This is a genomic window from Sphingomonas sp. HT-1 (assembly GCF_048568905.1).
Lineage (GTDB): Bacteria > Pseudomonadota > Alphaproteobacteria > Sphingomonadales > Sphingomonadaceae > Sphingomonas.
On record NZ_CP183770.1, the window covers coordinates 1169727 to 1191562 of the forward strand.

General features: G+C 63.7%; 10 protein-coding genes and 5 pseudogenes. 5 read left to right on the forward strand and 10 right to left on the reverse strand.

The features are described 5' to 3' along the window. Positions 1-70: 70 nt before the first annotated feature. From ACNFJ7_RS05570 to ACNFJ7_RS05585, 4 genes and pseudogenes are all read right to left on the reverse strand, one after another. Complete coding sequence (locus tag ACNFJ7_RS05570; RefSeq protein WP_236704465.1) at positions 71-1135, reverse strand: PepSY-associated TM helix domain-containing protein; 1065 nt, start codon at positions 1133-1135, stop codon at positions 71-73. A gap of 86 nt (positions 1136-1221) precedes the next feature. Then, complete coding sequence (locus ACNFJ7_RS05575; protein WP_019370035.1) at positions 1222-3285, reverse strand: TonB-dependent siderophore receptor; 2064 nt, start codon at positions 3283-3285, stop codon at positions 1222-1224. Between the two features lie 155 nt (positions 3286-3440). Beyond that, on the reverse strand, positions 3441-3743 hold the full coding sequence (locus ACNFJ7_RS05580) for a hypothetical protein (protein WP_019370036.1): 303 nt from the start codon (positions 3741-3743) through the stop codon (positions 3441-3443). A 317-nt stretch (positions 3744-4060) separates the two neighbouring features. Continuing rightward, positions 4061-4210, reverse strand: a pseudogene (locus tag ACNFJ7_RS05585) (IS3 family transposase); the annotation flags it as partial. Between the two features lie 64 nt (positions 4211-4274). Between ACNFJ7_RS05585 and ACNFJ7_RS05590 the strand changes: the two are divergent. Next, positions 4275-5171 (forward strand): annotated as a pseudogene (locus tag ACNFJ7_RS05590) (beta-N-acetylglucosaminidase domain-containing protein). Between the two features lie 99 nt (positions 5172-5270). Here the strand turns inward: ACNFJ7_RS05590 and ACNFJ7_RS05595 are convergent. Then, positions 5271-5537 (reverse strand): annotated as a pseudogene (locus tag ACNFJ7_RS05595) (integrase core domain-containing protein); the annotation flags it as partial. A 153-nt stretch (positions 5538-5690) separates the two neighbouring features. Between ACNFJ7_RS05595 and ACNFJ7_RS05600 the strand changes: the two are divergent. Next, positions 5691-6987, forward strand: a pseudogene (locus tag ACNFJ7_RS05600) (IS110 family transposase). Positions 6988-7195: 208 nt separating this feature from the next. Here the strand turns inward: ACNFJ7_RS05600 and ACNFJ7_RS05605 are convergent. The 5 genes and pseudogenes from ACNFJ7_RS05605 to ACNFJ7_RS05625 all read right to left on the reverse strand — a co-directional run. Further along, a pseudogene (locus ACNFJ7_RS05605) lies at positions 7196-8003 on the reverse strand (IS3 family transposase); the annotation flags it as partial. A gap of 266 nt (positions 8004-8269) precedes the next feature. Continuing rightward, on the reverse strand, positions 8270-9880 hold the full coding sequence (locus tag ACNFJ7_RS05610; RefSeq protein WP_019370041.1) for an alpha-L-fucosidase: 1611 nt from the start codon (positions 9878-9880) through the stop codon (positions 8270-8272). A 2-nt stretch (positions 9881-9882) separates the two neighbouring features. Then, the gene (locus ACNFJ7_RS05615; protein WP_019370042.1) at positions 9883-12753 is read right to left on the reverse strand and encodes a TIM-barrel domain-containing protein; all 2871 of its coding nucleotides are present in this window, start codon (positions 12751-12753) and stop codon (positions 9883-9885) included. Positions 12754-12788: 35 nt separating this feature from the next. Then, a complete protein-coding gene (locus ACNFJ7_RS05620; protein ID WP_050990179.1) occupies positions 12789-14420 on the reverse strand; it encodes a DUF5597 domain-containing protein in 1632 nt (543 codons plus the stop codon). Next, on the reverse strand, positions 14417-16624 hold the full coding sequence (locus tag ACNFJ7_RS05625; RefSeq protein ID WP_236704493.1) for a WD40/YVTN/BNR-like repeat-containing protein: 2208 nt from the start codon (positions 16622-16624) through the stop codon (positions 14417-14419). Before ACNFJ7_RS05625 ends, ACNFJ7_RS05620 begins: the two co-directional genes overlap by 4 nt. A 173-nt stretch (positions 16625-16797) precedes the next feature. On the opposite strand from ACNFJ7_RS05625, the gene ACNFJ7_RS05630 reads away from it, so the two are divergent. From ACNFJ7_RS05630 to ACNFJ7_RS05640, 3 genes are all read left to right on the forward strand, one after another. After that, entirely contained in the window at positions 16798-17772 is a 975-nt protein-coding gene (locus tag ACNFJ7_RS05630) for an alpha/beta hydrolase (RefSeq protein ID WP_026009222.1), read from the forward strand. Positions 17773-17924: 152 nt separating this feature from the next. Continuing rightward, positions 17925-18563 (forward strand): GDSL-type esterase/lipase family protein, encoded by a 639-nt coding sequence (locus ACNFJ7_RS05635; protein ID WP_236704494.1) that lies wholly within the window; start codon positions 17925-17927, stop codon positions 18561-18563. 287 nt (positions 18564-18850) lie between these two features. Further along, positions 18851-21808, forward strand: a complete 2958-nt coding sequence (locus ACNFJ7_RS05640) for a TonB-dependent receptor (protein ID WP_419724236.1) — start codon at positions 18851-18853, stop codon at positions 21806-21808. Positions 21809-21836 lie beyond the last annotated feature (28 nt).

Genomic DNA, 21836 nt, shown 5'->3' on the forward strand with positions numbered 1-21836 from the left:
AGCAGCCGCACGGCTGCAGTCCCGTGTTCGGGCGATTGCTTTTCATCTTTCGCCCCCGCTCTGCGCAACATCACGCGGTGGCCCGTTGCGGAGCCTTTGAGGCGCGGGAGCGTGCCGAGCGCCGGAGCCACCAGAGGCGTAGCCCGGTTACGAACAGGCCGATGGGCAAGATGCCGAGCACAGCGACCAGTATCCGACCCGCCTGACCGAGCGCTTGGCCGTTGTGAAGCGGGAACTGGAAGCGCAGCACCAAGTCGGCCGTGGACATGCGGGCGGGGGAATGATGGGCGAGAACATGGCCATCCGCGGGATCGGCGAAAATGACGGTGCTGCCATAGTCGGTTCGCGGGTCGCCGGGCTCCCTGAATGTGAGGCGATGCGGCTGGCCGGCGTCGCCCAGCGCGAAGCTGTCGTAGCGGGCATGTTCGAGCGAGGGGCGAATGGCTGCCTCGACACGGGCCGGCGGGGCGGCGGTCAGGGCTGTTATATGCGGCGTTTGCGGAAATGGCGTAAGGTGCGTGACGGCGCCGATGGCGGCGCGAAACGGTCCCGGCAACGCCATGTAGGCGCCAGACAAGGCAATAATGCCCAGCCCGAGGCCGCCCAGCGCACCGAAAATGCCATGTAGGTCGAACTGCCGCCGAACCGGGGGCGCGCCGGGTTTGAGGCGGAGCGACTGCCGCCAGCGCCTAGGCCGGGGCCACCAAAGATACAAGCCGATGGCCAAGAGCAGCAGCGTGGCCAATCCCAATACGCCTACGAGCGTCAGGCCGGTCGCACCGGCGAGCAGCTCATAGTGCAGGCGATAGACGACAGACATGAAGTTGCGCCGCCCCGGTGGCAGCACCCCCCAAGCATATTCACCCCGAATCCGCCCGGTTGCCGGATCAAGCGCGGCGATCATGAACCGGGTCTCGCCGCTGGCACCTGGAACTTCATAATAGCCACTCGGCGCGCTGCCGGAGAAGGCGGGGCGGTCGACCCCCACGCCTTTCGCGCTAGGCCGCTGCTCGCGCAGGCGGAGGGCGAGTTCGGCAAGCGTCAGAGAAGGCGCCGCGCGCTCCACCCGCCACCAATCGCGGTTCAGCAGGAAGTGATCGATCTCGCGGTGGAATACCAGCAAACTGCCGGTCAATCCCAGAAGGATGAACGCAAGGCCCACGACAAGTCCCAGCCAGCGATGTGCCGCGCGCAAGACCCGTCGTGGATGCCGTTTGTTCATCAAAAGCCGATGGTGATACCCATGCGGACCGTCCGCCCGGGTTGCGGCAGCAGGAAGAAGCCGCCGCTATCGATGATCCGGGCGTCGAACAGGTTATCGACGTTGATCTGCGCGCGGAGCCCCTTCTGGCCGGTGAAATACAGGGCACCGTCCACCCGGGTATAGCCGGGAAGCGTCAGGGCATTGTTCGGCAGGGTTGCCTGTCGGCTGGTGGAAGCGAAGACGCCCCCGCCGACGCCGACATTCCAGCTGCGCGTCAGGCGCGTGTCATACCGCCCCCAGAGGCTCCCGACATGGCGCGCAGCGAGCGGCAGGCGATCGCCAACCAGCGAGGCATCGTTATCGCGCGTCACCTTCGCATCGGTATAGCTATAGGCTGCCGTGAGCTGCAGCCCGGTCATGGGCGTGCCCTGCAATTCCAGCTCCACGCCTTGGCTGCGCTGTTCCCCAACCGCGATGCTGAAGTTCGGATCGTTCGGATCAGTCGTCAGAATATTGCGGCGCTTGAGTTCGAACAGGGCAGCGGTCGCGAACAGCCTGCCTCCCAGCATCTCCAGCTTCGCGCCCACTTCCGACTGCACGCCGCGCTCGGGGACGAATAGGCCGCCATCGGCGGACCGACCGAAGCTGTTCGGTACGAACGAGCGGCTCCAGCTGGCGAACAGCGACAGGCTTGGAACGGGTAGATAGACAAATCCCAGACGAGGCGACCAGGCGTTTTCCGTCTGCCGGTTGAAGACCTGCGTCACATCTTCGTAGCGCGAGCGTACCTCGTCGTAGCGTAGCCCCGCCAGCAGCCGCACCTGCGGGCCGAGCTCTACGAAATCCTGCAGGTACACCGCCGTGGACTGCGCGCCGTAAGACTGCGCCGGATAATTGCTGACGAACTGATCGGCGCGCGGCTCTGGCAGGCCATAGATCGGGTTGGCAATCTCCAGCGGCGCCAGGGGGGCGTCGAAAAACTCGTACGGCCCGAAATCATAGTCGCTGTAGCTGACACCCACCAACAGTTTGTGCCGCGCCGGGCCGGTGGTCACGCCGGTGCGCAGCTCCGACAGCAGCGTCAGATCCTGCTGCTTGTCGCTCCCGCGCGAGGCGTTGCGGTTGAGGAAGCGACCGTCGGCGGAAATGGGTTCGCTGAAGTCCGGCCGCACCCCGAAATAGGATTGTCCCGCCTTGTTGTAGAAGGCGCCACCGCGCAGGCTCGTATCGGCATCGAGGTTCCATTCCAGTTCGGTCCGTCCGCCCCAGCTCCACTGATTGCCGCGCGAGAAGCGCTCGCCGGTCTTGAAGTCGCGGGGCACGCTCAGGAACACGGCATCGGGATAATAGCCGTCTCCGTCCCGCGCCGCAGTATCGCCGTCGAAGCCATAGCCCTCGACCAGCATTTTCACATCCGGGGCGAGGCGCCACGTGCCGACGGCACTGCCGAAGCGATAGGATCGTTCGCGGAAGGTTTGAAGCTGTCCCTCCTGCCCGATTGCCCCGGTGACGCGCAGGCCGCCACGCTGCTGGCTGTCCGCCAGATTGGCATCGATCGTCAGGCGGCGCAGGTCGATGTCGCCGGCTTGGCCCGAGATTTCCGCGAAGGTCTCGTCGACGGGTGTCTTGGTGGCATAGTTGACGAGCCCGCCTACGGCGAACGAGCTGCCATACAGGACCGACGCCGGCCCCTTCAGAAACTCGACTCGGGCGATGTTGATCGGGTCGCGCGCCGTGGTGAAGCCGAACTCTCGATAGCCGTTGATGGTGCTTGCGGCCCCATCGGTACGGAATCCGCGAATGACGTAGGAAGTGGAGAAGGCATAGCCATAGCCGGTCTGACGCTGCACCCCGGCGACCGTGTCACCGGCAGCGTTGAGGTTGGTCAGCCCGCGATCTGTCAATAGCTTGTCCGTCACCGTTGAGACAGACACCGGCGTTTCCAGTATCGAAGCATCGATGCGCAGCGGCGCGGTGGCAACGTCGCTGACATAGGCTTGGCTGCGCTGGCCGACGACGACGATCGTTTCTTTCGCGTCACTGTCGCTAGTGGTGGTCTGTGCTGCAGCGGAATGCGCCATGCCCACACCGACTATCGCCCCAAACGCCAGAACCACCGGCGCATGCCTGTTTGTCACGTCGATCCCCATTCTGATTATGGAGAACGCCTAGCAGCGCTGCGAACGCCAATCAATAGCAAGTCAAGCGTTGATCAAGCCGCTTTACCCTGTAGTTGCTACAGACCCAATGAAGCGCCCGTGATCCCAATTTGGATCGAACGGGGGGTGGTATTGAAGGCTATTTTTCGAGCGTGTGGGTCGATGAATCCCAGCATTTCCTGCTGCTTCTCGGAGCTACCGCCGACGCTGGCGCTTGCGCAGGCCGATGCCCGTAAAGTCCTGAGATCGTCGTGCAGGCAACGCGAACAGGCAGCCGCGTGCAGGACGAGCCGATCCGCGTGGATATCGTGCACCGGGAGGAGATCGAAGAGGAAACTCCTCATGCGGCCCGGCAACATAGCCATGCTGGTCATCGCCATCACGAAAGCCGCGCAGCGGCCTCGTGTACCGGCTCGCATTCTGTCGTTCTGGGATGCCGGCCATGCAGCTGCCGAAAGTCGGCTCCTGGTGAGGGCTGCCGTTCGATCTATCGCTCTGGAACGACCGCTTCGTCCCATTTCCTGCCATTCGAAATCTGTCCACTGAATGGAGGCTTCCACCCGAAAAGCAGTCATTCAATTCCTGCGCTGTTAGCGATCGCGAGCGAGAAAAACTGGCCATTTGCCGAAAAGTCCTTCTGGATCGTTCTAGCGAATAGTGAACCGCACCGGGTCTGCCGGAGGCATTGGGTTGTGAGTCACGCTGCCATATCGATGTTGCCGGCGGCAGCATAATATTGTTCTTCGGCTTCGGCAGGCGGGATGTTGCCGATAGGCTCGAGCAGCCGCCGGTGGTTGAACCAGTCCACCCATTCGAGCGTGGCGTACTCGACGGCTTCGAAGGACCGCATCGATATGGCAGCGTGACTCACAACCCAATGCCTCCGGCAGACCCGGTGCGGTTCAATCATGGTGCCCACCGAATATTACGAAACTAAGGGAAGCAGCTATAAGAGTGGGCTCGGCAAGCAGCTGGATTCGCAGATCGTCGTGCAGTGGACGGGAACGGATGTCGTCCCGCAATCCATTTCGATCAATGACGCCAAGGCGGCCCAAGAGGCGTTCGGGCGCAAAACGTTGTTGTGGGACAATTATCCGGTCAACGATTATGCGACCACCAGGGACGTCTAACACTCGCGCCCTATACCCGCCGCGAGCCGGGCCTATCTAGCTAGCGAATTAGCCGGCATCCTTTCCAATCCCATGAACCAGGAAGTGCCGACCCGCGTTGCGATAACTGGCGTGGCCGCGTTCGCGTGGAACGATCGGGGCTATGACGCCGACCTCGTCTGGCAATATGCCGCTAGCGAGGTCGCCGGCGGGGACGATCGCGCCCCCCACTCGCTGCTGGTCTTTTTCGACACGCAGCATCTGGCCCCTACCTTCGGCAGCCACCCCTGGCAGGAACAAGCCCCTGCCCTGAAGGCAGCATTCGACGGCGTCCGCGCGGCGCTCGAGGGAGGAAACGAAGCTGCTCGTCAGGCTGCACTCAGCGCATTCGTCGATATCGCGGACGATTTCGCCCGCGCGCCGGCTAGCATCCGCGCGGCGACCGTAGACCACCGTTTCGTTGAGCAGTCGCGACCATGGCTGGATGCCATGCAAGTCTGGGGACGCGTCTTGCAGCTTACCGCCGCCGGGCTAGACGCGGCTAACCGTCGCGAGCCCGCCGCCACGCGCTATTTCGCAGAGGCGCAGCAGCTTGCCACAGCAGCCGCCGCGATACCGACGATCAAGGGCGCGATCCGGTTCGATGGCTTGATCCAGATCGCAGACAGCGTGCTGGACCGCTTCGTGACGGTGACGTGACCCCTGTCTTTCATCCAGCTGCAACCAGGACCGACCGTTATTGTCGCGCAGGAGCGCGGGCGAAGCAACGGGCGGGGTTAACCCCGCCCGTTGCTTTTCGAGTTCGGCGGCGAACGCCGCCGGTGTGGCGTAGCCGAGCGAGGAGTGCGGCCGCTCGGTGTTGTAATCATCGACCCAGCGCGCGAGGATCGAGCGCGCCTGGCGGACCGTGAAGAACAGCGTCTCGTTTAGCAGCTCGTCGCGCATGCGACCGTTGAAGCTCTCGACGAACCCGTTCTGCGTCGGCTTGCCCGGCGCGATATAGTGCCACTCGACACCGGCATCGCCCGACCACGCCAGCACCGCGTTAGAGGTGAGCTCGGTTCCGTAGCACATTGGGAACCGATCCCGCGAAGAGCCGGATTGCCTTGTTGAAGGCAAGGGCGCGTAGCGCCCGCGGGCTTCATCAAGGCGGCCATGACCGGCCAGCAGATCTCTAAAGTGAAGTTGTCGACTCAACACTTTGGAGATTGACCGACCATGACCAAGCGCAGTTCTAACCCCACCGACGCCGTGCTGGTAGCCATCGATATGTCAAAGCATCGCCAAGAGGTGCTGATCGAACGTCCGGAAGGCGGTCGCCGGCGGCGGATGACCGTGATGGCAACCAAGGCGGACTACGATCGCCTCGCAGCGGACCTTGGAGAGATCGGGCGGCGGATTGTCGTCGGCTTTGAAGCGACCGGTAACTACCATCGCACCCTGGCGCACCGGCTGCTGGCCGCGGGCTTCGAGCTGCGGTTGATTTCGTCGGTCGCGCTGGCCCGGACCCGTGAGGCGTTGCACAATGGCTGGGATAAGAACGATTCCAAAGACGCGCAGGTGATCCTGCACATGCTGCGGATCGGCGCCACCCAGCGCTATGTCGACCCGCTCGCCGCCGGCATCAACGATCTGCAGGAGATGTCGAAGACGCACGAGGCCATTTCCAAGGCCAAGACCCAGACCTGGCACCGGATCCTGACCCACTACCTGCCGTTGTACTTTCCGGAGATCGAGCGCTTCGCTGGCAACAGCCGGTCCGATTGGTTCCTGGCCTTGCTCGAGCGCTTCCCCACGCCAGCGAGCATGACATCACTGGGCCAGGAGGCATTCACGAACGAGGTCTGGCCATTAGTCGGTCGCAAGGTCTCCAAGGCCCGGCTGATCAACGATATTTACGCGACAGCCTGTGCTTCCGTGGCCCTGCCGGTCGACGAAGACAGCGTGGCGATAGCCATGTTCCGCATGGTCATCGCCCAGGCTCGAGGCCTGATCCGCCAACGCGACGAGATCGAGCGAACGGCCCATGCCTTGCTCAGCGACAACCGCGATTATCAGCTCCTGCGCCTGATTCCCGGGATCGGGCCGATCAACGCGCTGACCATCCTTGCCGAAGCCGGCGATCTTCGCCGCTTCGCCCACCACCGGCAGTTCCTCAAGTTCTGCGGACTTGATCTCGCGACCTGCCAGTCCGGCACATTCCGCGGTAAGACCAAGCTGTCGAAGTATGGCAACGCCCGGCTACGCCGCACCTTCTGGATGGCGACTCAGGTTGCCATTCGCCAGCGCGACAACAGCTTCCGCGACAAGCTGGGTCGGTACGTGGCCGGACACGGCAACGACCCGGATCGCCGCCGCAAGGCCATGACCGCACTCACCGCCAAGATGGCGCGCGTCGCGCACGCCGTCATCAAAACGGGAACCGAGTACCGTCCGTTCGTCGAACGGGCGGACACCAGATGGAAGGACCCCTCTCTGCTGTGCCGTGAGGGCGCTACGGCGACCCTGTAGATAATGTTCGGGCCTTCCATCTGGCATCCGCATCTCATTTTAAGGACGGTGAGGACCACGACCGGCTCGGACGCTGGATCCTGTGTTTGCTATGGCCGAGAGCGCTTTCCTTGACGATGGAAGCCATCTGGATCAGAACCGCATAGCGCTGATCGCCATCGGCGCAACGAGACCTGCTGGCCGTTTTCCGCCGCTGCTTCCCGACCTAGGACGTTGTCGCTGACAATCATCCTGGGCGCGCCGCGCTCGGCGATTAGAGCGGCCAGTTCGCGCACCACCCGCTTGCCCGAGATCGACGTGTCGAGCACCGCCCGTAAGCACTCCCGCGTCACGTCGTCGACGATGTTGAGGATGCGGAACCGGCGACCCGTGGCCATCTGATCATGGACGAAGTCCAGGCTCCAGCGCTGGTTGGGGAGCGCCAGCACGGGCGCAGGTGCCCGCGCGCCGACGGCGCGCTTGCGGCCCTTCCTGCAACGCACCGTCAAACCCTCTTCGCGGTAAAGCCGCTGGGTCTTCTTGCGGTTGATCGTGATGCCGTCCCGGCGCAGCAGGATGTGCAGCCGCCGATAGCCGGACCGTCGGCGTTGCTGCGCAAGCTCGCGCAGACACGACCGCAGGTCGCCATCATCCTCCCGGCACGAGCGATACCGCATGCTCGTGCGATCCGCACCGACGACAGTGCACGCCCGCCGCTCGCTCATCCCCAGCGCCGTCTGGAGATACGCGACCGCTTCCCGCTTCGCGGCAGGCGTCACCATTTTTTGTGAGCAGGTCCTTCAGACCTGCATTGTCGAGCATCGTGTCCGCCAGCAGCCGCTTGAGTCGGGCGTTCTCCTCCTCGAGCGCCCGCAGCCGCTTCGCATCGGATACCTCCAGGCCACCGAACTTGGCCTTCCAAGCGTAATAGGTCGCGCTCGACATACCATGCCGCCGGCACAGATCCGTCACCACCGCGCCTGCTTCGGCTTCCTTCAGGATGCCGATGATCTGCTCTTCCGAAAACTGCTTCCGCTTCATCTGTCCGTCCCTTTCCGGGGCCGGACTCTAGCTCCAAATGGAGGAAAAAACGGGGGTCACGTCAACGGATGTACCGACGCTGCTGTGGACGGCGGCGGCGGAGCGGCCGAAAGTGCCCTAATTAGCCTTGGGGGACAGGTGACAGCGATTGGTCGCACCACCTAAGCAAGTTGGTTCGATGCCCAACGCCGCAATCGTAGGACGTTGGCAGCCAATGCGGCGCCGGTGCCCCCGTGCTTCCCCCGATTAGCAGCATGGGGCAAGGTTCAGGTGCGGCGTAGCCCATCAATCCTCACCACGGGAACAATGCCGAGCCCGTGGGGTAACGTAATCGTCAAACCAGCAGCGCTCTGCCGGAACGCCACATCGCCACCGCCAAGCAGCCGCGCCCGTGCCACGCGGCCGGCCTTCGGCCCCAACGCCTGCACGGTCACCGGCGCGCTCGGGGCCTTGAGGAAGAACAGGTACAGCGCGTCGCCCTTGGTGGTGAAGCGCACATCCTGTTCGGTGAAGCCTTTGAATGCGTGTTCGTTCTGCATCCCCGCGGCAAGCTGGGTCGGCCCTTCGCCATACACCTGCCACGGCCGGCTGCCGAACACGGCCTCGCCGTTGACCGCCATCCAGGCGCCGATATCGTCGAGGATCTTCTCTTCTTCCGCGTCGATCGTACCGTCGCCGCGCTGAGGTACGGAAAGCAACAGATTGCCGTTCTTTGACACCACGTCGGCCAGCCGCTGCAGCACGTCGTTCGCCGATTTATACGCCTTGTTGGTATAGAGGCTCCGTTGATAGAACCAATCGCCCAGGCAGGTGTCGGTTTGCCACGGCTCGTCCCACAGATGGTCGGAAAAGCCACGCTCGACGTCCTGCACCAGGCCGAAACGTGCATAAGGATTGAGCTTCTTGGCCGTGGCGACGACGTCGACCTTGCCGTGCCACCCGATCGAGCGGTTATAGTAATCGGCCACTGCTGCCAGTCCGATCGGGCCGAACGGCAGCTCGTAATTGTCAAAATAGCAAAAATCAGGCTTGTACTTGGTCACGAGGTCCACCTGGCGCAGCAACCATCGGCGAGCATAGTCCATGTCCCCCGGGGGCACGGTTTCCAGCCACTGGCCGTCATGCTGCTCGTGCCACTTGCCCATTGCCTGCATCGTCTCGATGCCGTCGGGGGCGGGCATATGCTTGCCGGTGTAAAGGATCTGAGGGTCCAGTCCCTCCCACCATTTGCCTGCGCCGTCGGCCTTGGTCAGGCGATAGGCGTCGTAGCGCTCGCCCTTGCGCACACCTTCGGCGTCATAGCCATACGCGGTCTGGTACCAGTGCCAGCTGTGCGAGGCATGGTTGGAAACGCCGAAGCGCAGCCCGTGCGCGCGTGCCACCTTCTCCCAGGTGCCGACCACGTCGCGCTTCGGCCCGACCCGCAGGCTGTTCCAGCCATGATGAGTACTGTCATAGCAGTCGAGATTGTCGTGATGGCAGGCCAGCGATACGAAGTACTTGGCGCCTGCCTTGACGAAGCGCTTCATGAGACTGTCGGGGTCCCAACGCTCGGCAGTCCAGCGGTTCTGCACCTCCATGAAGCCGACATCGGCGGGATGACCATAGGTCTTGCGATGGAAATCCGAGGCCGGGTGGCCCTGAATGTACATATGCCGCCCATACCAGTCGCCCTGCTCGGGCACCGATTGCGGCCCCCAGTGCGACCAGATGCCAAACTTCGCATCGCGAAACCAATCAGGGTAGCGGTAGTTCGCCACCAGCGAGGGCCAGTTCGCCTGAACCGGCCCCTGGGCCACAACTTGTGCGCGCGCCACTGCCGGCAGGGCGGCCAGCCCCGCCAAAACTTCGCGACGCCGCCACCCTGATCCGATCATTGCTACCTCCGCTGAACCACGACAAGACCACCTTGATACCGAACTTCGGTATCAAAGCCATTGTCGTCAGTCACCGGCTTTCCGGCGCTCACCCACTTCACACGCAAGCTGCGGGCTGTGGGCATGCCCGACCAGCCCTTGCCCTCGCGCGCGCCGATCGTCAGCGTGCCGGCCTTGTCGTCATAGGTCAGCGGGATGCGGCTGAACGCGCCCGACTTGTACTGTTCGCTGCGGCCGTCGTCCTCGTAAAGCGAGAACCGGCCGTTCGCGCCAGTATAGACGGTGATGGTCAGCGGGGCATCGCGCTGCTGATCGACATACTGCGTCACCGGGCCCATCGGCACGATCGCGCCGGCCTTGACGAACAGCGGCATCCTCGTTTCGGGCGCCGCCACCCCTGCGACGGTACCTCCCCGATAGGTCTTGGCGGTTGCGAAGTCGTACCAGGTGCCTGCGCCCGGGAAGTACACGGTGCGGCTGCGCGCCTTGTACTCGGTCACCGGCGCGACGAGGAAGGAATCGCCGAACATATATTGGTCGTCGATATCGCGAGCCTTCGCGTCCGCCGGGAAGTCCATTGCCATCCCGCGCATGATGCTGCCGTCCTTCATATAGGTGTCGGCGCCCAGCGTGTAGATGTACGGCATCAGCCGGTAGCGAAGCTGGTCGTACCACACCATCGACGCGCGCATCGGCGAGCCCTCGGGCGAAATCTCGTAGATCTCGCGGTACGGGAACTCGCCGTGACTGCGGAACAGCGGGCTGAACGCACCGAACTGGAACCAGCGCAGGTTGAGCTCGCGCCATTCGGCGAGGTCTTCCGGCTTCGGCGTCTTGGTCGCGAACCGGTCCTCCAGCGCGAAGCCGCCAATGTCGTGCGTCCAATTCGGGATGCCCGACATGGATGCGTTGACGCCGGCCGAAATCTGCGCGCGCAGATCATACCAGCGGCTGGCGACGTCGCCGGACCAGATTGCAGCGCCATAGCGTTGCAGCCCACCAAAACCCGAACGGGTTAGCAGAAACGGCCGCACGTCCGGTTTGAAACCGTGCCAGCCTTCGAAGAAGGCACGAGCGTTCATCAACGGATAGCTGTTGAAATACTGCTCCGCCGGCCCAATCGCGGTCGGCCCCATCGTGTCGATACGCTCTGGAATCGAAAGGTTGGAGTGCATGTCTGGTTCGCTGGCGTCGGCCCACCACGCGTCGGTGCCTAGCACGCCCAGCTTCGCCTGCACCTGCTTCCAGAAAATCCGCCGTCCTTCGGCCGAATAGGGATCGTAGAAGGTGCTGGCGTAACCCGGCCCCACCCAATCCTTGTTCCCCTGGCGCAGATTGCCCTGATAAGCGGCGCCGGCCGCATTCAGTTCCTTGTAGTTCTCGGTCGTTGGATAGAATTTCGGCCAGACCGAGATCATGAAGTTCGCGTGCTGATCGTGGACCTTCTCGATCATCGCCTTGGGATCGGCGAAGCGGGTCGGATCGAAATTGTGGCTGCCCCAGTCGTCGTCGCGCCAGTAGCGCCAGTCGAGTACGATATTGTCGAGCGGGATGTTCAGCGAACGGTACTTGTCGACCACGCCGGTCACCTCGGCGGCGGTGTCGTAGCGCTGACGCGACTGCCAGAAGCCATAGACCCATTTGGGCATCATCTCGGCCTTGCCGGTGATCTGGCGATAGCCGGCAATCACGCCGTCCAGCGTGTCGGCGGGCACGAACCAATAGTTCTTGGCCTGGCCGACCTCGCTGGTGAACCACACCGAATGGCGGTCCTGCGCGGGCAGCGGGTCATTGTGGAGCAGCGCCATGTAGCCGGCGTTCGGCTCCCACTCGATGCGGATCTGCACCGGCTTGCCCTTGACCATCGGCAGGTCGAAATTGGCGTACCAGGGGTTCCAGTTCTGCCGCCAGCGATCGAGCACCAGCTTCCCGTCGGCATAGACTTTGTAGTAGCTCGAGCCATAGAGCTGGAACTTGTGGGTGCCGGTCACCTCCGGCTGGAGGTCGCCGGTCCACACCACCGTCTGCTTCTGCACCGCGTTGCCGGCGGTGTTCTGGCCGCCCGTCGCCGCGACGGTCTGCGCCTTGGCCGCTTCCGGCCAGTTCTTCTGGTCCTTGATGTACTGGTAGTTGATCGTGGCTTCCTGGCGGGTGACCGCCGGTTTGCCGTCGAGGAAATATTCAGCCTTCCAGCCGGGCTTGCCGTCGCTGGAGACCTTCAGCCCCTCGCCCACCAGCGTGTAGGGCTTGGGATTGCCGAAACGGCTGATGCTCGCATTGTCCCACAGCAGACCGTAGCTGCGCGTCGAGACGACGAACGGCACGGCGATGTCCATGTTGTGCTGGGCGAGTTCGACGTCCTCGCCATTATAGTTCATCTGCGCATTCTGGTGCTGGCCGAGGCCGTACAGCCCCTCGTCCGTGCCGCGGTTGAACTGCTGGCTGATCGAGACGAACGGCTTGCCCTCGACAGTCACCGGCTTGAACGCGGTCTGGCCGGATTCGGCGAGCAGCTCGCGGCCCTTGGCATCGGTGAAGCGGACACGGCCGGTGGCGAGCTCGACATCGGCGGTGGCGCGCTTGGCCTTCACCAGCACATGGCCATTCGCCTGGGACACCTCGAACGCGCCGGCGGCCGGCGGATTGGGCGCCATCAGGCTGGGGGCGAGCGTGCCGGTATCGACGCCCTTGGGCAGCGCCACGACATGGAAGATGCCGTCGCCGTGCACGGTCACTTCCACCCTGGCGGCAGCGCCGCCGGTCGGTGTGACCACCACCCCGCCGTCGGTGCGGCTATAGCCGTTTTCCTGCGCCGCCTGCGCCGACGTCATCGCGCTGCCTGCCAGCAGCGCCGCAATCCAAACCCTCTTCATGCCCAAACCTCCTGCGTTTCTTCTATTTCTGCCGCTCAACGATAGCGGCCCATGGTAACCTTCAGAACCTGTGGTCGATCGATCAGGTTGAGCCCGTAATCGGTCTGGTCGCCGTTCCAGATTCGCGTCGTCTGCCACTTGCCGTCGACGAAAGTTCCTTCCTCGGCTCGCAGCATGATGCCGTTGGGAGCGCTGCCTTCCGCTGCCGAGAAGGTGACGCGGACATGGTCGCCCACCACCAGGAACTCGTTGTCGGAAAGCTGCGCGACGGCCACGCCGCCGATCTTCTCCGCGCCCCAGGGTGCGGGATCGGTCTTGAGGAAGGTCCACTCCTTCATGCCGAACTGCCACTCGCCCCAGCTGGCGGTGATCTGCCAGCCGCCCAGCGTGGTGCTGCGCGGCTTGTTGTCGTCCGGCTTGGCCACGCCCCAGGTCGGGCGGGTATAGGCGATACGTGCCCAGTCCCGCGCGATGCTGCCCAGCGTGCGATAGGGCAGCGCGAAGGCATCCACCGTCGCCGGATCGAGGTCGCGCGCGCCGAGCGGGAAGTTGAAATAGCCCGTCGCGTCCATCCCGAACGGCGCGAAGCCGATCGCGCCGCGGCCCAGCGCCTCGTAGAAGAAGCGGGCGAAATCGCGCGCGTTACCGATCTCCGGCACCATCAGCGCGTTATCGGGACGGGCATATTTTTCGAGGTAGAGCGAGACGTTCTCGCTGCTGCGATCGTAGAGATCAGGTGCGGCGAAATCGAGCGCCGGGGCGGCTGCCTTCCAGATGTCCAGCACATCCTGCTGCGGCCCGCCGCTCGCTACACCGCTAGGGTCGGGCACGTTGGAGGGGCCGGCGAGCGCCGCATTTACATACATCGGCAGCGCCTTCACCGCCTTCCCCGCCGCCGCGATCGCATTGACGTAGCGTGCGACGTACCAGCTGTTGAACGCGCGGTCCGCCTGCGCGCCGAACGCTTGGCTCCAGGTACCGCGCTTGCCAGTCTTCTTCGCGAGTTCGACCGGGATGGTCTGCCCGAACAGCCGGTTGCCCTCGGCCGAATAATCGCGGGGGTTGCGATAGCTGCCGGTTTCGTTCTCCGGTTGGACGAGGATCACGGTGTTCTGCGGATCATGGTCGCGCAAATACTCCATCACTTTGACGAAAGCGCGCGTATCGGCCTTCAGCGTCTCCACGCCATGCGCGCTCAGCACACCATGATCCTTGCCGTCGCGCGTCTTCATCCGCGGGAAGCGCTGCGCGTCCAACTTCACCCAATCGGGGGTGTAGCTATAGCTCGTGTTTTTCCAGGTTCCGAACCACAGCAGGACCACGCGCTTGTCGTGCGCGCGCGCCTGATCGAGCAGTGTCTGCAAGAAACTGAGGTCGAACTGCCCCTCGCGCGGCTCCACCTGCTGCCAGGCGATCGGCACTTCCACGGTGTTGGCGTGGATGCGGTCCAGCACCTCCCAGGTGGTGGCCAGCGGCTCGGCGTAGTTGCTCGAATTGTTCACCTGCGCGCCCAGCATCAGGAACGGCGCGCCGTCGACGATCAGCGCATGGCGCCCGTTCTTCGTCTGAATGTGCGGCACCGGCGTGGCAGTCTGCGCCATCACTGCCAGCGGCGCGCCCGAGAGCAGCGCCGCAAGCGCCGCGCCATGAATGCGCAATGGTTTCATTTCCTCTCCCCTGCCGGATCGCCATAGAACAGTCCGCGCCCGTCAGTGCCGAGATATACCCGGCCCGCGATGCGCGGGTCACCTGAAATCACACGAAATCGCAGGCCCCATTGGTGCCCGTCATCGTTGATCCGCATCCATTTTTTCCCAAGATCGTCGGAGCGCCAGACCGCACGCAGCCCGTCCATCGTGCCAACGGCAAACAGCGTCGGCACCCGCCCGCTGCCCTTGCCGAGCCCGAACAGATCGACCTGCAGGGCGCCGCTGGCGGGCTGGAACGATGCGCCTTCATCTGTGCTGCGCCAAAGCTGCCCCCCGAGCTTGAGCCAGAGCTCGCCCGCCACGAACGGCGAAGCGATCAGCGTCGACTGTTGCTCGCGGTTATGGATGCGCGCTGCCGACAGGTTCGCCGGCAGGCCGTGGCCTCGCAGCGCCACAAAATGCGCACCGCCATCACGCGAGCCGAGCAGTTGCGCGTCGGTCACGGCATAGAAGCGCCCGGGATCGACCTTGTCGGCGGTCGCCCGCGTGTTGCCCGGCAAGCCTTCCACCCGCACCCAGCTTTTGCCGCCGTCGCGCGTCAGCATAGGTTCGGGCGCCGCCACCAACATCGCGCTGCCGTCCGCCGATACACTGACCGCCGCTTCGCCGTTTAGGTCAGCACGCGCCGGCGGACTGCCCATCGCCGGTACCTTCACCGGCACCCAGCTCCGACCACCATCTTCCGACCGACCGAGCGAGGCATCCCGCGGCCGGTTGGCGTAGAGACTGCCGCTGCGCACGATCACGTTCGGCTTCAGCCCGGCATAATCGAGGGTGTTGGTGTTCGACAGATACGGGTTCGCGAAAGTCGGCTGCGGCGACGTCGCAAAGTCATCGTGCACGAAACCGCCCAGGTCCCCGAAGCCGGAAACCAGATGCGCACCACCCGTCGGGGAACTCAGCGTGATGATCGCCGTCTGCTCGATGCCACGCACCCAGGGTGCCCATTGGATCGTGGCGGCGCCAAGCGTCGACGTCGCATATACAGTCGCGCCGGTAGTATAGACGATGTGCGCAGGATCGAACGGATCGATCGCAAGACCGGTGATCCAGTGGCCGAAGTCGGCACCCTTTCCCTCGTGTAGCAGGAACGGCGACGCCGAAACATCACGGCGGCTTTTGGGCCCCAGATCGGTCCAGTGCGCCCCGCCGTCGCGCGACAGCCATAGCGTGTCCCCCAGGCGATAGCGATCCAGCGTGCTGATCGCGATGATTCCCGTTGCGGAGGCAGCCACTGCGACACCCAGGATGCCGCCCTCTTGATGATCGGGTGGCGTGACTGCCTGTCCCTTGCCCTCGGGCGAGAAGCGCCACAGCGCGCCTTGCAGCGCGTCGCTCTGCCCGATGCCATTGGCGTAGCCGACGTAGAGCGTCCCATCCTTGGTGATGGCGGCCTTTACGGCCAGCATTTCCGGCGCGGGCCCGGAAACCGCTATCCAGCTTTTTCCGCCATCTTCAGAGCGATAGAGATGCATGGCGCCGGGATCTGCGACGCCTGCCCAGATTCGCTTCGAACCCTGATCGGCCGTGCCGCTAGTGGGATCGAACACCACGAATGCCACGCCGCCATGGGTCTGGCGCGGCGCCGGCGTGCCTAGCCCCGACAGCGGAAACGACGAAACCTTGTTCCAATGCGCACCCGCATCATCGCTCCGCCACAGGCCGTCGTGCCGCGATCCGAAGAACAAGGTGCTGGTGCGGTTCGGGTCTACCGCCAGGCGCTCGCCGAGCCCCCGGCCCGCTTCGTTGCCGCCCATTTCGAACGGCACCGGCGTCACACGCCACGTCTTGCCCCGATCGGCCGAGCGCAGGATCGCCGCCGGCGCGCGTGCGCTCATCCCTGCAGCCATGTACACGATTGCCGGGTCGCGCGGATCGGGCGCAATGCTCTCAATCCCCATATAGCTGGATACGGCATTGGAATCCTGCAGCGGCACCCAACGCATTGCCACCGAATCCCAGCGATAGGCCCCGCCCATGTCCGTGCGCAGATAGGCAAGGCCCCGCTCGGCCGGGCTGAAGACGATGCCCGGCGCATAACCCCCGGCACCCACCGTCACATTGGTCCAGCGATAGGGGGTGGCCTTCTGCGCCAGCGCAATAGCAGGCGCGGCCGAAACGGCCAGCACCGCAAGCATGCCAAGCGACATGAAACGCCCCATTCCTCTCCCTCCCGCATCCGACAACGTTGCCGGTTTACGATCCGTCGTGGACAGGTTAGCGCTACCAGCAGCAGAAAGAAACCGCTGATCTGAAAATTACTTTTACAGATGGATGCATGCTACAATAGGCGCCAATCCTGTTTGGCATCGCGGACACCGGGGAGGAAAAGACGATGACACAGCACCTTGATCGCCGGCACTTGCTGGCCGGTATGGCCGCCGCAGCCGGCGCCGCCGCGCTGCCCGCCCAGGCGTTCCAGGCAGTCGCCGAAGACGTGCTGCCACTTTGGCCGGATTCGCCGCCAGGCGCCCCGGCGACGTTGCCCACCCCCAAATTCGACCAACGCTCGAAGGATCCGGCGTTTAACGATCGCTGGCTAACCGGAATCGGCCGCCCATCGCTGACCGTGCGGCGCCCGCCCCAGCCCAATGGCACTGCAGTGATGCTCATTCCCGGCGGCGGCTATGGCTTTCTTGCCATCGACAACGAGGGCGAGGAACAGGCCCGTTGGCTCAACGCCATCGGGGTGACTGCGTTCATCCTTCACTATCGCCTTCCCACCGAAGGGTGGAGCAACCGATCGATCGTCCCGCTCGCAGACGCGCAACGCGCGCTGCGCCTGATCCGCGCTTCGGCCACGCGCTATGGCGTGGATGCCAAGCGCGTACTGACGCTTGGATTTTCGGCCGGCGGCCATCTCGCCGGCAGCCTTGCAACTCGCCATGCAGAGCGCGTTTACGCGCCGGTTGACGCGGCCGACCAGCAATCCGCACGCCCCGATCTCGCCGGCCTGATTTATCCGGTGGTCAGCCTGTCGGCATCGTTCACGCACGGCGGATCCCGCGACAATCTTTTCGGCACTGCCGCCGATCCTAAAGCGCTCAGCCAGGCTTCGGTGGAGAATCGTGTAACCGGTGACACCCCGCCGCTCTTCCTCGCCCATGCCAGCGACGACGGGCTGGTGCCGATCGCCAACAGCTTGGCACTGTACCAGGCGGCTCTGGCCACGCAGTGCCCTTCCGAACTCCACGCCTTCGATCAGGGCGGCCACGGCTTCGGCGTTCGCCTGCAAAAAACAGTACCCGCCGCCGCTTGGCCGACATTGTTCGCAGCCTATGCGCGACGCAGCGGTGTTCTGGCAGCATGATCCGTGCGGCGGCGCTGCTCGCCCTTGTGCTTGCCGGTGGCGCCAATGATCCTAAGCCCGCCTATCGCTCCAGTCCGGAGCGGCGCACGGAGGCGGACGATCGGCAATGGGGTCCCTGGCTTGGCCCCTTCCGCGCCAAGCTTGTGCCGACCATGATGCAGGACTTCGGCGAGCGTTACCTGTACGCGCCGGCCAACGCCGCGCTGCCGCCGCCTAAAGAGGGCGAGCAGCGCGTCGTGTTTATCGGGGACTCGATCACCGACGGCTGGGACCTTGCCCAGAGCTTCCCGAACGAGCACTATATCAACCGCGGCATCGGTGGGCAGGTGACGGCACAGATGCTGGTACGCTTCGAACAGGATGTGGTAGCACTTCACCCCCGCGCCGTGGTGATTCTGGGTGGCGTGAACGACGTCACGGGACTTCTCCAGGTCGAAAGCCCCGAGTCTATCGTCGCGAACATCGAAGCGATGGCGGACATCGCTTCCGCGCACGGCATTGCCGTCGTGCTGTGCTCCATCCTGCCGGTGAACGACTATAGCGAAGCCGCCCGCGCGGTAGTCAAGGAGCGCCGACCCGCCGTTTTGCGGGCGATCAATGCCCGACTCCGCGCCATGGCCATGCGACGGGGCTTCGCCTACGCCGATTACGATGCCGCGCTTGCCGATCAGCGCGGCTTTATGCGCGCCGAACTGACACGGGACGGCATTCATCCCCTCGATGCAGGCTATGCCTTAATGGTGCCGATTGTCGCGACAGCGATCGTTTCCGCGACCAGCGAAATCAAGTAAGCATCTGATTTTTAAGACATTAAATGTGTTAACGATAACGTAGTTTCATTCGTAAACTTCGGTTTCACATTATTGTTGCGATAAATCGGACTCGATGGTAGCGCAAACATGGGATGCCGGGACCACACCGGTACCGCCGTGCAGGCGCTTTCGACGGAGCGCTCCGGCCTTCACCATTCGGGATAGCGCTCCGGCGCAGGAGGGGACCAGTGACCTACCGTTTCACATCATCTTTGAATTCGACGTCCATTGGCGCAGCCCTGCGCGCAGGCGCCTCGCTGGCAACGTTGTCACTGGCAATCCTGCCCGGAACCTCCCTAGCGCAGACGGCAGCAGCCGCGCCGCAGGGTAGCGAAGCCGCCACGCAGGATGCCACGGCAGGCGACGCAGCACAGGAAATCGTGGTCACGGGCATTCGCGCCTCGCTGCAGAGCGCGCGCAATCGCAAGCGGGACGCCGAACAGGTTGTCGACTCGATCACCGCGCAGGATATCGGCGCCCTTCCCGACCGATCGGTCTCGGAAGCGCTGCAGCGCGTGCCCGGCGTTACGCTCCAGCGCACCAACGAAAATCGCGATCCCGCCCGCTTGTCGTCCGAAGGCGGTGGCGTGTTCATCCGCGGCTTGTCCTGGGTCCGCTCCGAACTGAACGGCCGCGACGTCTTCTCGGCGAACAACGGCCGCGGGCTGTCCTTTGAAGACGTGTCCGCCGACTTGCTCGTCGGCGTCGACGTCTTCAAGAACCCGTCGGCCGACCTCGTTGAAGGGGGCATCGGCGGCATCATCAACTTGCGCACCCGCAAGCCCTTCGACGCCCCCGGCTATGTTTTTGCCCTGTCCGGCGACGCCAATTACGCCGATCTGCGCAAGAAGACCTTCTGGTCGGGCAATGCGCTTGCCAGCGGCCGCTGGCAGACTCCGCTCGGCGAAATGGGGCTGCTGCTCAGCTATTCGCTCAACAACATCGGCAACCGTACTGACAGCATCACGGCAGGTCGCTACGATCGCGGCACACTGACTGCACCGCAGGATGGTCTGGCTGCGGGCACCAACGTCTTCATCCCCAACGGCATGGGCTTCCGCCGAATCGATTGGCAGCAGAAGCGTACCGCGTTCGACGGTTCGTTCCAGTGGAAGCCGAGCGACACGCTGCAGTTGACCTTCGAAGCGCTGATTTCGAAAGCGACGCCGCGCGACATCGAATACGCGATCGGCGACTATGACATGCCGGGGTCGGACAACTCGACCTACCAGTTCGGGCCGAACCGCGAGTTGCAGTCGGGCGTCATCCAGAACCGCAACCTCAACCTCGACACCCGCGCCGGCAGCCAGGACAAGAAGACCCAGGACTTCTCGGGCAACCTGCGCTGGACGCCGAACGAAAACTGGTCCGTCAGCGCCGATCTCCAGTACATCAAGTCCACCGCCAAGGTGTACAGCATGACGGCATTCACCGGCGCCAACATCCCGACGACCATCGCGTTCGATTTCAGCAGTGACGATCCGTCGATTACGATGACGCCGACGAACAGCGCCCAGTCGCTCACCGACAAGAATCTGTACTGGTGGGCTGCCGCGATGGACCACATCGAGGACAATGAGGCAGACGAGTGGGCAACCCGCGCCGACGTCGAGTACACGTTCACTGACAGCGACTTCCTGAAGTCGTTCCGCGTCGGCGGCCGCTTCACCGATCGCTCCGCCACCACGCGGCAGAGCACCTACAACTGGGGCCTGCTCTCGGCGCAATATTGGCAGCCGGGCAGCGCGGTGTTCCTCAACCAGACCGGCTATCCAGGCGGTCCGCAGAATGCTGGCCTGCCGAATCAGACGCAATTGGTGAACTACAACAACTTCTTCCGCGGCAAGGCACCGCAACCGGGCGCGGGTTTCTGGTTCCCGTCGGCAAGCCTCGTGCAAAATGGCACGGCGCACGCGTATGACTATCTGAAGAGCACGCTGTCGAACGGCTGGGGCTGGGCGCCGCTGAGCGACGATTACAGCACGAACCCGGGCGGTATCAACGACCAGACCGAAAAGACCTATGCCGGCTATGCCCTGATGCGCTTCGGCATGGAACAGAGCCCCCTCGGCCATTTCGACGGCAATATCGGCGTGCGGGTCGTACGTACCGAGACCGGCTCAAGCGGCACCCCGATCACCATCGGCGCGCCGACCTCGTCGCCTGGCCTTTGCGTTGTCGGCACGCCCATCACCACCGGCCCGCGTGCCGGCCAGACGGTAAACGCAACCGATTGCGCCAATTATGCAGCGGCATTCCGCTTCGCCGGCGGCACGATCACCCAGCCGACCACGGGCAACGGATCGTACACCGATGTGCTGCCCAGCTTGAACCTGCGCTTCTTTCTCAAGGAAAATCTGCAGCTTCGTCTTGCCGCGGCGAAGGCGATCGTTCGACCGACCTTCGCGCAGCTCAATCCATACGTATCGCTTGGCTATAGCTTTGATTCGGTCACCGGCATCGGCACCGGCACGGGCGTTAACGGGACACTGACGCCGTTCACTGGCAGCGCCGGCAATGCGAACTTGAAGCCCACCCGCTCCAACCAGTTCGACGTGAGCCTCGAGTATTACTTCGGTCGATCGAACAGCCTGACGTTCGCCGGTTTCTACAAGGATATCTCGAACTATATCTTTGCCGGCCTGACGCAGCAGACCTTTACGTCGAACGGCCAGACGCTGACCTTCGACGTGACGCAGCAGACCAACGGGTCCAGCGGCAAGATCAAGGGCTTCGAGATCGGCTACACCCAGTTCTTTGACATGCTGCCGGGGGCGCTGGGAGGCCTAGGCTTCAGCGGCAACTACACCTTCGTCGATTCGTCGGGTGGCAGGAACACGGCGGTGAACGTGTTCGATCCGAACCAGACAACCAACGCAGGATTGAATCTGCCGTTGGAGGGCTTGTCGAAGTACTCGTACAACGCAGCTCTCGTCTACGAAAAGTACGGAATTTCGGCTCGTGCGGCGTATAACTGGCGTTCGCACTATCTGCTGACAACCTCGGCCGCGAACATCAACTATCCGGTCTGGTCGGAAAGCTACGGGCAGCTGGACGCATCGATCCTCTATTCGCTCACCAAGAATGTGAAGATCGGTGTACAGGGCTACAATCTGCTCAACTCGCGGACCTTCCTCGATGTGGGTGATCCCAGCCTGAAGCCGCGTTACGGCTGGACGGATACCGATCGGCGCTTCGCCTTCCTATTCCGTACGCTCTTCTAACAACTCTTCTATCCCATGCCCCCGGACC

Excerpts from the sequence above, each read along its gene's own strand:
- ACNFJ7_RS05630 (WP_026009222.1), top strand. The coding sequence starts at position 16,798 with ATGACACAGCACCTTGATCGCCGGCACTTGCTGGCCGGTATGGCCGCC.
- ACNFJ7_RS05615 (WP_019370042.1), bottom strand. The coding sequence starts at position 12,753 with ATGAAGAGGGTTTGGATTGCGGCGCTGCTGGCAGGCAGCGCGATGACG.
- ACNFJ7_RS05575 (WP_019370035.1), bottom strand. The coding sequence starts at position 3,285 with ATGGCGCATTCCGCTGCAGCACAGACCACCACTAGCGACAGTGACGCG.
- ACNFJ7_RS05620 (WP_050990179.1), bottom strand. The coding sequence starts at position 14,420 with ATGAAACCATTGCGCATTCATGGCGCGGCGCTTGCGGCGCTGCTCTCG.
- ACNFJ7_RS05580 (WP_019370036.1), bottom strand. The coding sequence starts at position 3,743 with ATGGCGATGACCAGCATGGCTATGTTGCCGGGCCGCATGAGGAGTTTC.
- ACNFJ7_RS05610 (WP_019370041.1), bottom strand. The coding sequence starts at position 9,880 with ATGATCGGATCAGGGTGGCGGCGTCGCGAAGTTTTGGCGGGGCTGGCC.
- ACNFJ7_RS05625 (WP_236704493.1), bottom strand. The coding sequence starts at position 16,624 with ATGGGGCGTTTCATGTCGCTTGGCATGCTTGCGGTGCTGGCCGTTTCG.
- ACNFJ7_RS05635 (WP_236704494.1), top strand. The coding sequence starts at position 17,925 with ATGATGCAGGACTTCGGCGAGCGTTACCTGTACGCGCCGGCCAACGCC.